At 58.1% G+C, this 13,695-nt stretch carries 13 protein-coding genes; 2 read left to right on the top strand and 11 right to left on the bottom strand.

Features of this window, described 5'->3' with window-relative positions:
* Positions 1-16: 16 nt before the first annotated feature.
* The 3 genes from DWX75_RS07745 to ylqF form a co-directional block, all read right to left on the bottom strand.
* Positions 17-370: a YraN family protein gene (locus tag DWX75_RS07745; RefSeq protein ID WP_118015764.1), complete on the bottom strand. Its 354-nt coding sequence runs from the start codon at positions 368-370 to the stop codon at positions 17-19.
* Between the two features lie 107 nt (positions 371-477).
* Positions 478-1,257, bottom strand: a complete 780-nt coding sequence (locus tag DWX75_RS07740; RefSeq protein ID WP_118015763.1) for a ribonuclease HII — start codon at positions 1,255-1,257, stop codon at positions 478-480.
* Positions 1,254-2,168: a ribosome biogenesis GTPase YlqF gene (ylqF, locus tag DWX75_RS07735; RefSeq protein WP_118015762.1), complete on the bottom strand. Its 915-nt coding sequence runs from the start codon at positions 2,166-2,168 to the stop codon at positions 1,254-1,256. The genes DWX75_RS07740 and ylqF overlap by 4 nt, the downstream gene beginning before the upstream one ends.
* 195 nt (positions 2,169-2,363) lie before the next feature.
* On the opposite strand from ylqF, the gene DWX75_RS07730 reads away from it, so the two are divergent.
* Together DWX75_RS07730 and DWX75_RS07725 are read left to right on the top strand one after the other, a co-directional pair.
* Positions 2,364-2,951, top strand: a complete 588-nt coding sequence (locus tag DWX75_RS07730) for a BsuPI-related putative proteinase inhibitor (protein WP_118015761.1) — start codon at positions 2,364-2,366, stop codon at positions 2,949-2,951.
* Positions 2,952-3,048: 97 nt separating this feature from the next.
* On the top strand, positions 3,049-4,428 hold the full coding sequence (locus DWX75_RS07725; RefSeq protein WP_118015760.1) for a hemolysin family protein: 1,380 nt from the start codon (positions 3,049-3,051) through the stop codon (positions 4,426-4,428).
* Between the two features lie 121 nt (positions 4,429-4,549).
* Here the strand turns inward: DWX75_RS07725 and ftsH are convergent, their stop codons facing one another.
* The 8 genes from ftsH to DWX75_RS07685 form a co-directional block, all read right to left on the bottom strand.
* On the bottom strand, positions 4,550-6,538 hold the full coding sequence (gene ftsH, locus DWX75_RS07720; protein ID WP_233519520.1) for an ATP-dependent zinc metalloprotease FtsH: 1,989 nt from the start codon (positions 6,536-6,538) through the stop codon (positions 4,550-4,552).
* A gap of 55 nt (positions 6,539-6,593) precedes the next feature.
* The gene (locus tag DWX75_RS07715) at positions 6,594-7,427 is read right to left on the bottom strand and encodes an Asp23/Gls24 family envelope stress response protein (RefSeq protein ID WP_118015759.1); all 834 of its coding nucleotides are present in this window, start codon (positions 7,425-7,427) and stop codon (positions 6,594-6,596) included.
* Positions 7,428-7,452: 25 nt separating this feature from the next.
* Positions 7,453-8,283 carry a PHP domain-containing protein gene (locus tag DWX75_RS07710; RefSeq protein WP_118015758.1) on the bottom strand — a complete coding sequence of 277 codons (831 nt, stop codon included), beginning with the start codon at positions 8,281-8,283 and terminating at the stop codon, positions 7,453-7,455.
* Between the two features lie 25 nt (positions 8,284-8,308).
* Positions 8,309-8,569, bottom strand: a complete 261-nt coding sequence (locus DWX75_RS07705; RefSeq protein ID WP_118015757.1) for a stage V sporulation protein S — start codon at positions 8,567-8,569, stop codon at positions 8,309-8,311.
* Between the two features lie 164 nt (positions 8,570-8,733).
* Positions 8,734-9,510, bottom strand: coding sequence for a TIGR00282 family metallophosphoesterase (locus tag DWX75_RS07700; RefSeq protein ID WP_199497553.1), 777 nt, complete (start codon positions 9,508-9,510; stop codon positions 8,734-8,736).
* Positions 9,511-9,545: 35 nt separating this feature from the next.
* On the bottom strand, positions 9,546-10,094 hold the full coding sequence (locus DWX75_RS07695; RefSeq protein ID WP_118015755.1) for a hypothetical protein: 549 nt from the start codon (positions 10,092-10,094) through the stop codon (positions 9,546-9,548).
* A 75-nt stretch (positions 10,095-10,169) separates the two neighbouring features.
* Complete coding sequence (gene rny / locus DWX75_RS07690; RefSeq protein WP_118015754.1) at positions 10,170-11,714, bottom strand: ribonuclease Y; 1,545 nt, start codon at positions 11,712-11,714, stop codon at positions 10,170-10,172.
* Positions 11,715-11,891: 177 nt separating this feature from the next.
* Complete coding sequence (locus DWX75_RS07685) at positions 11,892-13,607, bottom strand: diguanylate cyclase (protein WP_158558778.1); 1,716 nt, start codon at positions 13,605-13,607, stop codon at positions 11,892-11,894.
* Positions 13,608-13,695 lie beyond the last annotated feature (88 nt).

Genomic DNA, 13,695 nt, shown 5'->3' with positions numbered 1-13,695 from the left:
TTCCCTCCTCCAGCCATCACGTTTCAAACGCACCGGGCAGATGGCGCAGCCGCCATCCCGCCGCAGCGTAAACCTCAATGACATCAAAGCGGCAGAAGCAATCCTCCCGATCGTTCTGCCGCAGGAAACAGCGTGCTGCAAAGATGATTTTCTGCTGCTTCCGGCAGCCGACGGCCTGCGCCGGCGAACCATAACGGCCCGTGCGGCGCGTCTTGACTTCCACAAAGACAAGCATCCCGTTCTTTTCTGCCACGATGTCGAGCTCGGCTCCACGCACGCGGAAATTGCGTGCGAGAATGCGATACCCCCGCGTTTCCAGATAAGAAGCCGCCAGCGCTTCGCCCTGACGGCCGAGTTCGTCCTTGTCCATGTCAAGCCCTCCACCGGATTCTGCTTCAGCAGACGATCCTCACACGAATGCACACGAATATTTTCTTACAATTCTTATTTTTATTATAGGCTATCCCCATGAGCACGTCAACCGCGCAGCTGCTGCACGAGAGAGCGCACGGGCTCGAACGAAACGCGATGAATCGGGCAGGGCCCGTACTTCCTGAGCGCTTCGATATGCTGAGCCGTGCCGTAGCCCTTGTGCTGCGCAAAACCGTACTCCGGATAAAGCTTGTCGTACTCGTCCATGAGCCGGTCACGCGTGACCTTGGCAATGATCGAGGCGGCAGCAATCGAAGCCGACTTCGCATCGCCCTTGATGATGGATGACGACGGCATCGGCAGATTCTCAAGCGGCACGGCATCGATTAAGACTTCCTGCGGCTGCGGCTTGAGGGCAAAGATGGCCTCATACATGCCATTGATCGTCGCCTGATAGATATTGACGCGGTCGATGGTCGCCGCATCCACCAGCGTCGAGCTCACAGCTATGGCCTTCGCCTGAATCTCATCAAAGAGCTCCTCCCTGACCTTGGCCGAGAGTTTCTTCGAATCGTTGAGCTTCGGGATGCAGAGGTCGTGCGGCAGAATGACAGCCGCTACCGAGACGGGTCCTGCGAGCGGCCCGCGGCCCGCCTCATCGACACCGGCGACAATCTCGCGGCCTTCGGCCCAGGCCAGATGCTCATACCGGTACATGGCAAGCAGCCGTTCGTGCTCGGCCTGCGCCCGCTCATAGCGGCGCACCAGCGTCCCCACAGCCTTGCGCGAATCAGCGCGGCAGGCCGCAAGGAAGTCCTCCGTGATCTGACCTGCGGCAAAGACAGCCGTTAATTCTTTAATCGTAGAGTCCCTGACGTCCTTCATGCGTCCGCCCCTTCCTCAGCCGGTGCTTCGGCAGCAGCCGGGACCTCATCGAGCGTCACGAGCCCGAGCTTGCCCGCACGGAATTCATTGAGGACAATCTGCTGGGCTTTCTCAAGGTCAACCAAGCCGCCCTTGACGAGACAGCCGCGCTTGCGGCCGACGGCTTCCAGGAGCTCGAGCCCCGTCTCCGGCAGCTCGCCCTTGAATTTGAACCGCTCCATCAGCCGCTCCGGATAATCGCGGCGCATGACGGAGAGCAGCAGCGCAGTCACCTGCTCCCGGTCGTAAATCTCATCGTTGATGGCCCCCGTAAATGCCAGCTTGAGCCCGACCGTCTGATCCTCAAACTTCGGCCACAAGATACCCGGCGTATCGAGGAGGTCGAGCGCTGCCCCGATCTTGATCCACTGTTTTGCACGCGTCACGCCCGGCTTATCGGCAGCCTTTGCCTTGACGGCTCCGGCCAGCCGGTTGATGAGTGACGATTTGCCGACATTCGGGATGCCGAGGATCATGCAGCGCGCCGCGCGCGGGCGCCCGCCCTTCTTGACGAAACGGTCCGTCTTCGGGCGCGCGAGTTCTTCTGCCTTCGCGACGAGCTGCTTCATGCCGCGCCCTTTCACCGAATCGATGGCCACGGCCGGAATCCCCTGAGAGCGGAAATATGCCAGCCAGCGCTTTGTGCTGGCGGGGTCCGCCAGATCCGATTTATTGAGCGCGATGAGCCGCGGCTTATCCTTGATGATCTCCGCCAGCATGGGGTTGGCGCTGCTCGCCGGAATGCGCGCATCCAAAAGCTCAATGACGACATCGACAAGCTTCAGATTCTCCTCGATGAGCCGCTGCGCCTTCTTCATGTGGCCAGGGAACCACTGTATCCCTGGCAAATCATTTCGTTCTTCTTTATCCATATATTCTTGTTCCCTTCCATTTTATAATTGATGCGTAACGTATTGTTCATTTTATTGTATCGGACTTATCGCGCCTTGTAAAGCTCAGACGACTTACTCGATTTTCGTCATTCATCATTCGAAATCCATAAGAAAACATGGTAAAATAAAAGCATCTGAACAGAAAATCCATTTACTTCTCAAGGAGTGATTTCGATGAAACTGCATCATGCTGCATACGCATTCATCCCCGCACTGGCGTTCTGCCTCAGCGCTGTTTCGCTGCCGACGGCCTCTGCTTCTTTTGGCACGGGCATCGGCGTATCGTTCCCGGCCTCGGGCGGACACAGCACGGAGATCGTGCCTTCCTATGCGGCCTTCAGCTTCGACCAGGTCATCGAGGAACTGACCGTGGAAGAAAAGCATGGCCGTCTCGTCATGGAGCTCAAGGTCACGAACGACAGCGACAGCGATTATTTCGTCGCACACCGTAACGGACAGGTCTACGATTTCGCCATCCTCGACAAGAACGGCAAGACGCTCTACCGCTGGTCGGACGGCATGGCCTTCACGCAGGCGCTGACGAGTTCTTCCGTGTCCGCGCACAAGAGCGAGGTCTACACGGCCGAACTCGACCGCAAGAAATACCGTGAAATCAAGGACGACGCCGTGCTCGTGACGGCCTGGCTCGTCGATACACCCTACAAGCTCACGACGCGCATGCCGACCAAGGTGGGCAGCTCGACGCCGGTGACGCTGCACGGCGGCATCATCATTGGCGACGGCCCCTGGTACGATGACTGAGTGCCTTGAACGGCCGGACTGACGCCAAGGCGAAATCGTGTTATAATAAAAAGAAATCTGCCGATAGACAAACGATCAAAAAGGATGTGTATAATTCTTGGATAGTACTGACGCGGGCCTCTTGCTCGTCTTACTCTTACTCTTAGTTGCTACGGACGGCTTCTTCTCGCTGCTCGAGACAGCAGTGACCGAAAGCCGGCGCGGACGTCTCGAAAAACTGGCCGAGGACGGCGATGCCGATGCAGAAGCCGCTCTCGAGCTGCTGGAGTCCCCCGAGGAAGCCCTGTCGCTCATGCAGGTCGGCATCACGCTGACCGGCATCCTCACGGGCATCACGGCGGGCGTGCTCGCCGCGCCGCTGCTTGCGGGGCTCATCTCCTTCGTGCCGCACGCCTGGGGCATTTCGCTCGTCGTGAGCATCGTCGTCATCACATACATCACGCTGCTGTTCTCGGAATTCCTGCCGAAAAAGACGGCGCTCCAGCAGCCCGAGAAGGTCCTGCTCAAATACCACAAGACGCTGCGCCGCATGATCCGCCTGGCACGCCCCCTCATCTCCGTGCTCTCCACCTCGGCCAACGGCGTCCTGCTGCTGCTCGGCGTCAACCCGCATGTCGAAGATACCGTCACGGAAGATGAAGTCAAGGACCTCATCGAACAGGGAACGGAAGACGGCACCTTCGAGAAGTCCGAGCAGGCCATGGTCGACCGCATCTTCCGCATGAGCGACCAGACGGCCTATTCCCTGATGACGCCGCGCACGCAGATGCTCTGGCTGGACCTCACGGATTCCCTCAAGCACAACCTGCGCGTCATCCGCGAGCATCCGCAGAATGTCTTCCCCGTCGGCCGCGAGAACCTCGATGATTTCTGCGGTGTCCTCTACGCCAAGGATCTCCTCAACGCCTCGCTCGAGCGCAAATCGCTCGATCTCGCACAGTACATCCGCAAGCCCATGTGCGTGCCGCGCTCAATGGAAACGTTCCGCGTGCTCGAGAAATTCCGCGACACGGGCATCCACGAAGCCATGGTGCTCGATGAGTACGGCGGCGTCGTGGGGTTCATCACGCTCAACGACATCATGCAGGAAATCATCGGTGACTCGATGTCAAACGTCGAGCCGGATCCGGTCCAGTTCACGCCGCGCGACGAGAACTCGTGGTACGTCGACGGCCTCTGCTCCATCGACGAGTTCAAGGAACGCTTCGACATCGCAGAGCTGCCGGACGAGGACCACGACCATTACCAGACGATGGGCGGTTTCCTGACGTCAGCGTTCGGCTACATCCCGAAAGTCGCCGAGAAATGCGAATGGAACGGCTTCACGTTTGAAGTCGTCGATATGGATCGCGCGCGCATCGACAAGATCCTCGTGACGCGCCACGAAACGCCGGACGGCCAGGACGACGCCAAAGGCGGGGAAGCTGCATCTCGCGACAAGGCAGCGGAAAAAGACTCCCTGCCCAGCAAGGCCTGAGGCTGATGGTACCAGCATCACATACGATTGCCCTGACGGCATAGAAAACGGGAGGGTGACATCATATCCGGATGTCACCCTCCCGTTTATTATGCTGTATTTGTGACGCTTCTCCTGCAAATCATTCCTGTTTATCAGGAGCTGCCGCTGGCGTCTCAGGTGCATCAGCAGGAGACTTTTCCCGTTTTTCCTGCTCGAGTGACTGAAGCTCTGCGGCTTTCTTCGCCTCGTCAGATGCGTCCTTCTGCTCGTCGGCCAGCAGGCGCTTCTCGGCTTCTTCGACCTGCTGCTCCTCGCTCTCATCGCCCTTGAGGATCTTCATGAATTCCTCGCCGGTGATGGTTTCCTTTTCATAGAGGAAGGCCGCGAGTTCATCGAGCTTATCCATGTGCTCCCGGAGCAGGCGGGTGGCCTTCTCATGCTGCTTGCGCACGAGCTCGACAACCCGCTTGTCGATCTGCTGCTGTGTCGCAGCCGAGCAGGTCAGGCTCGTATCGCCCCCGAGATAGCGGTTGTTGACCGTTTCCATGGCGACCATGTCGAATTCCTCGCTCATGCCGTAGCGCGTGATCATCGCGCGGGCCAGCTTCGTCGCCTGTTCGATATCATTCGACGCACCCGTGCTCACGAGCCCGAACTTGACTTCTTCGGCGGCACGGCCGGCCGTAAAGGTCGCAATCTTGTTCTCGAGCTCTTCCTTCGAAAGGATGTATTTATCCTGCTGCTCGACCTGCATCGTGTAGCCGAGAGCACCCGATGTACGCGGGATGATCGTGATTTTCTGGACCGGCGCCGAATGCGACTGCAGGGCCGCGACGAGCGCATGGCCGATCTCGTGATACGCCACCGTGCGCTTCTCCTTGTCGGAGAGGATGGCGTTCTTCTTCTGATAGCCGGCGATGACGACCTCGACGCTTTCTTCGAGGTCGGCCTCCGTCACCTCATGGCGGCCATCGCGCACGGCGCGCAGCGCACCTTCATTGATGATGTTCGCCAGCTCAGCACCAGAGGCACCGGCTGCCATGCGCGCGATGGTGTGGAAATTGACATCCGCTGCCATGCGGACCTTCCGGGCATGGACCTTGAGGATATCCTCACGGCCCTGGAGATCCGGCAGCTCAACCGGCACGCGGCGGTCGAAGCGGCCCGGGCGCAGGAGCGCGGGGTCAAGGGATTCCGGACGGTTCGTCGCCGCGAGGATGATGACGCCCGTATTGCCCTCGAAGCCGTCCATCTCGGTCAGCAGCTGGTTGAGCGTCTGCTCGCGCTCATCGTTGCCCATCGCGGCTCCCGTACGCTTCTGTCCGATGGCATCGATCTCATCGATGAAGACGATGCACGGTGCCTTCTCCTTGGCCTGTTTGAAGAGGTCGCGGACCTTCGATGCGCCCATGCCGACGAACATCTCGACGAATTCCGAGCCGGCAATCGAGAAGAACGGCACGTTGGCCTCCCCGGCGACGGCCTTCGCGAGCATCGTCTTACCAGTGCCCGGAGGACCGACGAGCAGGACGCCCTTCGGCATCGAAGCACCGATGCTCGAGTACTTCTCAGGATTATGCAGGTAATCGACGATCTCCGAAAGGTTTTCCTTCGCTTCATCCTCACCGGCGACATCCTTGAAGTGGATGCCCTCCGAGGACGGCACGTAAATCTTGGCCTGATTGCCGGAACCGCCGAACATCATGGAATTGCCGCCTGCGCGGTCCATGAGCTTGCGGCTCATATACTGGCCGATGGCAAAGAAGATCAGGAGCGGAAGGATCCAGGCCAGGAAGAAGCTCAGGAGAGGCGATGTCTCCTCCTTGATATCCTGTGTGAAGGTCGCACCGGATTCCTGCAGGCGTTCGGCGAGATTCGGGTCATTCATGATGCCCGTCTTGTATTTCTTGCTGTCGTCCTTCAAGGTGTAGAGAATCTGGTTCGACTGGATCTCCACATGGTCGATCTTCTTGTCGTCGATACATTCCATGAAGGTACTGTAATCCACCGGCTGGATCTGTGCCTCCTCAAAGTAAGGCTTGGCCATCTCATTGAACATCAGGATGACGAACAGAACCAGGATGTAATAAAACGCCATGGGTTTTTTCGGCGATTTTACCTCTTTCATAAGCATCTCCTCCTGTATGAAAAAGCCCCTGCGCCGACGGCTGCAGGGGCAGGAATCACGCCTTGATGTAAAGCGCTTTAACGGCGATATCCACCTCATGCACGACCATGCCGGTCATGAACTCCACCGCTTCACGGACCTGCTGCTGTGCCTGCTGGATGAGCGTCGGGATGTGGTTCCCATACGTCAGCACGACTTCACAGGAAATGCAGATACCCTGGTCTTCCTCGCCGGCGAGCAAGTGCCGAACATGGATGCTGCTGACCTTGCTGAACGGTCCCTTCTCCATGATGACGTTGCGCACGATGGACTTGATGGCCGTATCCTCGATGCTGAGTTTGCCGTAATAGCTGAATACGGGCCGCACGATGGATTTCTCACCGAGGCGGCGCCGCCTCGTCGAGGAACGCTTGAAAAAGGACTGCAGCGGATCGATGAGATAGCCGGAAAAATGCGGCTTGAGCTCAATAGTCGGCACGGGGATGATGTGCTTGCCCTGCTTCAGGCGGTAAAAGCGCGCCTTCTCCATCTCCGACTGCGTCGCAATATCCTCAATGTGGATGATCTTCGCGATGGCCGGCAGATGCAAGGTCTTCGTGATCTTGTGCACCATGTTTTCCGAGGTGCCAAGAATCAGGATGCGGTGCGGCTTGACCGCATCGATGGCCTGTCGGACCTCTTCGGCATGCCCGGGCAGGATGAAGATGGCGCGCCGCACGGCCATGATCTTGCTTTTCTCTTTTTTGGCCGAATGACCGGCGATGATCTTGCCATCCTTGATGAGAATGCCGTCATCGATGATCGCATCGGCGTGGTTCTTGTGCGCGACGATGAGCGCCCGGTGGCTCTTGCCCGTACCACTCGGGCCTACTAATGCAATCACGTCCATCTTACGTTCTCCTTACATTCATGGTTCAGAGTTTCTGCGTCGGGCGGTAAAACTTCTCCGCGTACGAATCCTCGACGGTGAAGACACCGAGCTTGTCGGGGTAACGCGTCGGGAAGCCGTGATAATCCGAACCGCCCGAGGGAAGCAAATGGTATTCCTGGGCCATTGCCAGGTAACGCGCAGTGTCTTCCCGGTCATGGCGCGGATAGAAGACCTCGATGCCGTCGATGCCACGCTGGCAGATACTGCGCACGAGCTCATCATCGCCAACGAGCTTCGGATGGGCGAGCACCGAGACGCCGCCAGCCTCCTTGATGAGGCTGATGATCTCTTCCACCTCGAGATGATAGTGCGGCACGTAAGCCGGCTTGCCTTTCTGGAGGACGGCCTCAAAAGCCGCCTGCACCGTTGGGAAATAGCCCTTGTCCACCAGCACGCGGCCGATGTGGGAGCGGCTGATGGAGCGGCTGTCGCCGGCAATCGTCAGCACTTCCGTCTCACTGATGTCGTAGCCGAGGCCCTGGAGCTTCTCGACCATCTCACTGAAGCGCGTCCAGCGCGCCTCCGTGACCTCGTTGAGCTTATCCGCCAGCTTGGCGTAGTAAATATCAATATTGTATCCAAGAATATGAATCTCATGCAGGGGGTGATGGGCGCTGAATTCGATTCCAGGAATCAGCTTGATTCCCCGGGCCGGGTACAGGCCGTTCTCGTAGAGATGGCTGATTCCCTCCACCGTATCATGGTCCGTGATGGCCATGTAGGTCAGTCCTGCTTCTTTTCCTGCGGCTACGAGTTCTTCGGGCGTCAGTTTTCCGTCCGAATAAGTCGTATGCGTATGCAGATCGCTTGGCATCCTGAAGTCACTCCTATACTATGTTTCACCGCGGCTCAACGATGAGCTTGATGGCTGTGCGTTCTTCCCCATCGATCTTAATGTCGGTAAAGGCCGGGATACAGATGAGGTCTACGCCATGAGGTGCTACAAAGCCGCGCGCGATGGCCACAGCTTTGACCGCCTGGTTCAAGGCTCCTGCGCCGATGGCCTGCATCTCTGCACTGCCATTCTCGCGGATGACGCCCGCCAGAGCACCTGCTACGGAATTGGGATTGGATTTTGCAGAAACTTTCAAGATTTCCATATGAGCACGACCTCCTTGTTCAATCTGATGCTTGTTCTTGCACTACAAACACTTGTCATATTTACAGCCAGTATTCCTACTACTGGTCTATAATTCGTCGCAGGCCGCTCAAATCCTTCTTTTTCCTGTTATTTTCTGCACTCGGTCATTCTTCTGTGCATGTCTTATTCGTGGAGGAAAATGCGCTCGATGGACTTCGTCCGGTTCGTCGCATCATCGATCTCGACGATGACGGCACAGTAAATGCACGGTCCCTCCGCGAGGTCAAAGCGCACGGGCATCGCCGTCGTGAACTTGCGCAGGATGATGTCGGTCTTCACACCGAGCACCGAGTCGCGCGGGCCGACCATGCCAAGATCCGTGATATAGGCTGTCCCCTTCGGCAGCAGGCGCTCGTCAGCCGTCTGCACGTGCGTGTGCGTGCCGACGACGCCGTTGACGCGGCCGTCGAGATAGAAGCCCATGGCCATCTTCTCCGATGTCGTTTCCGCATGGAAGTCCAGGAAGATGATGTCGCACTCCTGTTTCATTTCGCGCAGGAGTTCCTCAACCTTCTGGAACGGGCAGTCGAGCGGCGGCATGAAGGCACGGCCCGAGAGGTTCATGACGCCGACGTTCTTCGCCTTGAACGGGTAGGAGCACCAGCCCTTGCCGGGCGTCCCCTCCGGATAATTGGCCGGGCGGATGAGGAAGGGCTCATCGTCGATGAACGAGAGCACGTCCTTCTTGTCCCAGACGTGGTTGCCCGACGTGACGATGTCGGCGCCGGCGCGGTAGAGTTCATCGAGTGCCTTGCGCGTAAAGCCTTTGCCGCCTGCGGAGTTCTCTCCGTTGACGATGACGACATCGATGTTCTTCTCCTCACGGAGTTTCGGCGTATAATTCTGGAATGTGCGGCGGCCCGGACGGCCGATGACATCCCCTACCAGCATGATTCGCAATATGATCTCCTCTTTTCTCTTTTGCCGCGTGATGATCAGCGGTTGTAGACGACCACGCGGTCGCCTTCGCGCACACCGACCATGCGGCTCCTGAAACGCATCTCCTGTGCCTGCCCGAGCATCTGGTCGAGCAGGTCGCTCTGGACGGTCGCGAAATCATTTTCGAGGTTGTCGAGGGAATGATTGTCCACGACGAGCGCCTGACCAAAGGTCGTCTGCATCAGCTCGGTGATGAGCGTGAGTTCACCGCGCCGCAGCGTCGCCACTTCGCGCGTGATGTGCAGGAGCACCGTCTTGTCCCCGACGGCCTCGCCCGTGATGGCCAGGTATGGCTTCTGTCCATCCTCCAGCGCATGGTAGGTATCGAGACTTTCCTGCAGGAAATGCGTGAAGGGATTGATCTTGTCCCAGTCAATCTCGCCCTGCAGGATGAAATCGAGGACGAGGTCCCCCATCTTCGGATCATACTGCACCGAGCTGACCTCCGGGTAGCAGACGAGCAGCGAGGCCAGGAACTGGATGCCGGCCTTGTCCTGCACTTTGTTGTACGCGCCTGGGGAGCGCAGCCAATTGAAACCAAACATAATTATCCCCTCTAAGCGACTGAGGGTCCGGGGCAGACGCCCCGCACCCTCAGTACATGGTATTTTTGCTTTTGCTTATTTCGCATAATCGACGACGCGCGTCTCGCGGATGACCGTGGCCTTGATCTGGCCAGGATACTCGAGCTCGTCCTCGATCTTCTTGACGATATTGTGTGCCAGTGCAGCAGCTTCGGCATCGTCCACCTTGTCCGGCTTGACCATGACGCGGATCTCACGGCCGGCCTGGATGGCAAAGCAGCGCTCAACGCCATCGAAGGACTCGGCAATCTCCTCAAGGCTCTTGAGGCGCTTGAGATACGATTCGAGGCTTTCACGGCGCGCGCCCGGGCGTGCCGCCGACACGGCATCAGCCGCTGAGACGAGGACGGATTCCACGCAGGTCGGTTCCACATCGCCGTGATGGGAAACGATGGCGTTGATGACATCCTTCGACTCGCGATACTTGCGCGCGATATCGCCGCCGATCGACGTATGGGAGCCCTCGACCTCGTGGTCGATGGCCTTGCCGATATCGTGGAGCAGGCCGGCGCGCTTGGCGAGCATGACATCGCAGCCGAGCTCGGCTGCCATGACGCCGGCGAGATGCGAGACTTCCACGGAATGGTTAAGCACGTTCTGGCCGTAACTCGTGCGGTAACGCAGGCGGCCCAGGAGCTTGATGAGCTCCGGATGCAGGCCATGGACGCCCGTCTCGAACGTCGCCTGCTCGCCGGCTTCCTTGATGCGCTGGTCGACTTCGCGCTTGGCCTTCTCGACCATCTCCTCGATGCGTGCCGGATGGATGCGGCCATCCTGGATCAGCTTCTCGAGTGCGATGCGCGCGATCTCACGGCGCACGGGATCGAAGCCCGACAGGATGACGGCTTCCGGCGTATCATCGATGATGAGGTCGATGCCCGTCAGCGTTTCGAGCGTGCGGATATTGCGGCCCTCGCGGCCGATGATGCGGCCCTTCATCTCGTCGTTCGGCAGGGCCACGACGGAGACGGTCGTCTCGGCGACGTGGTCGGCTGCACAGCGCTGGATGGCAATCGACAGGATCTCGCGGGCCTTCTTGTCCGCTTCATCCTTCGTCTGCTGCTCGTACTCCTTGATTTTCATGGCCTTCTCGTGCTTGAGCTCTTCCTCAGCTTCTGCCATGAGCATCGTGCGGGCTTCCTCAGCCGTCAGGCTCGAGATGCGTTCGAGCTCAGCCTTCTGCTGCTCGTGCATCTCATCGATGGCCGCCTGGCTCTTGTCGAGGCGGACTTCCTTGCGGGTCAGGGCCTCCTCTTTCTTCTCGACGGACTCGAGCTTGCGATCCAGGTTCTCTTCCTTCTGCACGACACGGCGCTCCTGACGCTGGAGCTCCGAACGGCGCTCTTTCGTGTCGCGATCGAGTTCCTGACGCAGACGGTGGATATCTTCCTTCGCTTCGAGCAGAGCTTCCTTCTTTTTCGTCTCGCCCCTCTTCTCAGCGTCTTCTACAATTCGTTTTGCTTCAGCTTCGGCGGAACCGATCTGTGCCTCAGCCGTGCGCTTGCGCATCACGTAGCCGATGCCGGAACCGACAAATACTGCTACTATTACCGCTAATATTATTGTAACGATAATATTCACCCCCCTTTTCTTTTTTTGCTTTCATGCTTTTATTTTTGTATTGGTTGTTGTACGTCCTGGCATACGTGACATAACTATACCTTTCCATTTTATAGTTTTTTATATCCAGTGTCAAGAAAACGGCCCCCGGAATTGTGGTCGAAAAACCATGCGGAAGCCGCTTTTTGAGTATTATTTTCAGTCCCAGCTGCTCTCATCGAGCAGCACGACGTAAAAAATCCTGCCGTAGAAATCCGTATCGACGAGACGGCCCTTGTCGAGCACGCGGCGCAAGCGGCCTTTCTTGGTGATAATGCGGTAAACGACGGCGTCCGTCCCCGTGCTGCCGGACGCAGCAATCTGCTCGTCAATACTCGTTTCCACGCGGTCGTAATCATCGGGATGCACAATGCCGCGGAACGTCCCATTCGTATAGGCGAGGAACTCTTCAAGCGTATCGCAGTCGAACAGATGGATGAGCTCGAGATTCGCAAAGAGAATCTCCTCCTGCTCATCGGCCTTGTAGATGAGAATGGCTCCCGGCAGATGCATCGCAATATCCTGCAGGCCGAATGCCAGCTGGCTCCGGCCGGCTTCGCCGACATGCGGCTGGTACTGGGACAGCCCCTGTTTGCCGCGCAGCTTCACCGCGTAGAGCGCGGCATCGGCGCACTGGAAGAGACTTGAGCGCGAACGGGCCTGTGTCGGGTATTCGGCGTACCCCATCGAAATCGTATAGGAGTGCACTTTGCCGTCATAGCGGAACAGGTGGCGCCGCGTGGCAAAGCCGTCCAGGAGCGGGCCTGCCTCTGCCGCTGACATTCCGCGGAACAGCGCGCAGAATTCATCGCCGCCATTGCGGCCGACAAAAGCCACATCCGAGAAATGCTGCTGCATCGTGCGGGCGAGATTCTTCAGGGCCTCGTCGCCGGCGCGGTGGCTGTTGAGATCGTTGACGAGCTTGAAATTATCGATATCGATGATGACGGCCGTCGCCTTCTCCTCCGGATGCTTGCGCAGCCATTTTGAAACGGCTTCATCAAATCCCTGCCGGTTGTAGAGTCCCGTCAGGGAATCCGTATTGGCCATGCGGTGCAGATGACTGCGCCGTTCCTGCAGCTTGAGCAGGAGCATGGTCATCCCCGTCAGAAGGAGGACAATCCCGAGGCCCAGCAGAAATGACAGAACGAGCGGAAACGAAGGCTGCCAGCCCCTCTCCGGCATGACCTCAAGCTTCCAGTAACAGCCGCCGTAGAAAAACGTCTGCGCTTCCGGACGGTCCAGGTACTCCCTGGAGGCCAGGACCACATGATATTCATCATCTCCTGGTTCCGTCTTGGAAAGCCGGTACTCGTTGTGCGTGGCCTTGAGATCATTTGCCATGCTCTCAAAGATGTCCGGCGCCTTGAGAACGACGATGGAAAAGCCCCAGAAGCGTTCCGTCCCGTCCGGGTTCTCAAAGAAAATGGGCTGACGCACGGCGAGGCCTTCATGGCCCTCGCTGAGCTGAAACGGCCCCTGGATGATCGTGGCCTTGTTGTCACGGCTGTACGTGACGCTCTGCACGCGGTCAGGCAGGGCGAAGAGGTTCTCCTTGCCGATGATGCGGGCCGATTCCGGATAGACATCGGCGATGATGCCGTCAGGAGCCAGCTGGATGCTGTCGATATAGGGACTCCTCTGCATCATGCCGGCGGCTGCTTTGGCGAAATTCCTCGGCATGCCGCCCTCATCCATGATCATATAGGCCATCATGTCCGTGGCAATGCTGCTGCGGTTGAAATCCTTCTCGAGTTCATCGGCATAGATCTGGGCATTGAGGGAGCAGCGGTCCCGCATCATCATCTCTTCGTTCTTCGCCAGGCGGCTCACGATCAGCAGGAAGATCAGGAGACCGACAACAAAGACAGCCAAAGGAATGAGTCTTCTTTTATAACGATTGGCGTTCCGCTTCATGATTTGCTCCTTTTCGACCTCGCATCGCCATCCACTTTCTTTATAA

The organism is Mitsuokella sp. AF21-1AC, assembly GCF_003458855.1.
GTDB lineage: Bacteria > Bacillota > Negativicutes > Selenomonadales > Selenomonadaceae > Mitsuokella.
The sequence above is the reverse complement of the archived record's forward strand: the minus strand, read 5'-3'. Positions and strand labels throughout refer to the sequence as shown.

Bases quoted from the DNA above. Each gene is read 5' to 3' on its own strand.
- DWX75_RS07745 (WP_118015764.1), bottom strand. From the start codon at position 370: ATGGACAAGGACGAACTCGGCCGTCAGGGCGAAGCGCTGGCGGCTTCT.
- DWX75_RS07740 (WP_118015763.1), bottom strand. From the start codon at position 1,257: ATGAAGGACGTCAGGGACTCTACGATTAAAGAATTAACGGCTGTCTTT.
- ylqF (WP_118015762.1), bottom strand. From the start codon at position 2,168: ATGGATAAAGAAGAACGAAATGATTTGCCAGGGATACAGTGGTTCCCT.
- DWX75_RS07730 (WP_118015761.1), top strand. From the start codon at position 2,364: ATGAAACTGCATCATGCTGCATACGCATTCATCCCCGCACTGGCGTTC.
- ftsH (WP_233519520.1), bottom strand. From the start codon at position 6,538: ATGAAAGAGGTAAAATCGCCGAAAAAACCCATGGCGTTTTATTACATC.
- DWX75_RS07715 (WP_118015759.1), bottom strand. From the start codon at position 7,427: ATGGACGTGATTGCATTAGTAGGCCCGAGTGGTACGGGCAAGAGCCAC.
- DWX75_RS07710 (WP_118015758.1), bottom strand. From the start codon at position 8,283: ATGCCAAGCGATCTGCATACGCATACGACTTATTCGGACGGAAAACTG.
- DWX75_RS07705 (WP_118015757.1), bottom strand. From the start codon at position 8,569: ATGGAAATCTTGAAAGTTTCTGCAAAATCCAATCCCAATTCCGTAGCA.
- DWX75_RS07695 (WP_118015755.1), bottom strand. From the start codon at position 10,094: ATGTTTGGTTTCAATTGGCTGCGCTCCCCAGGCGCGTACAACAAAGTG.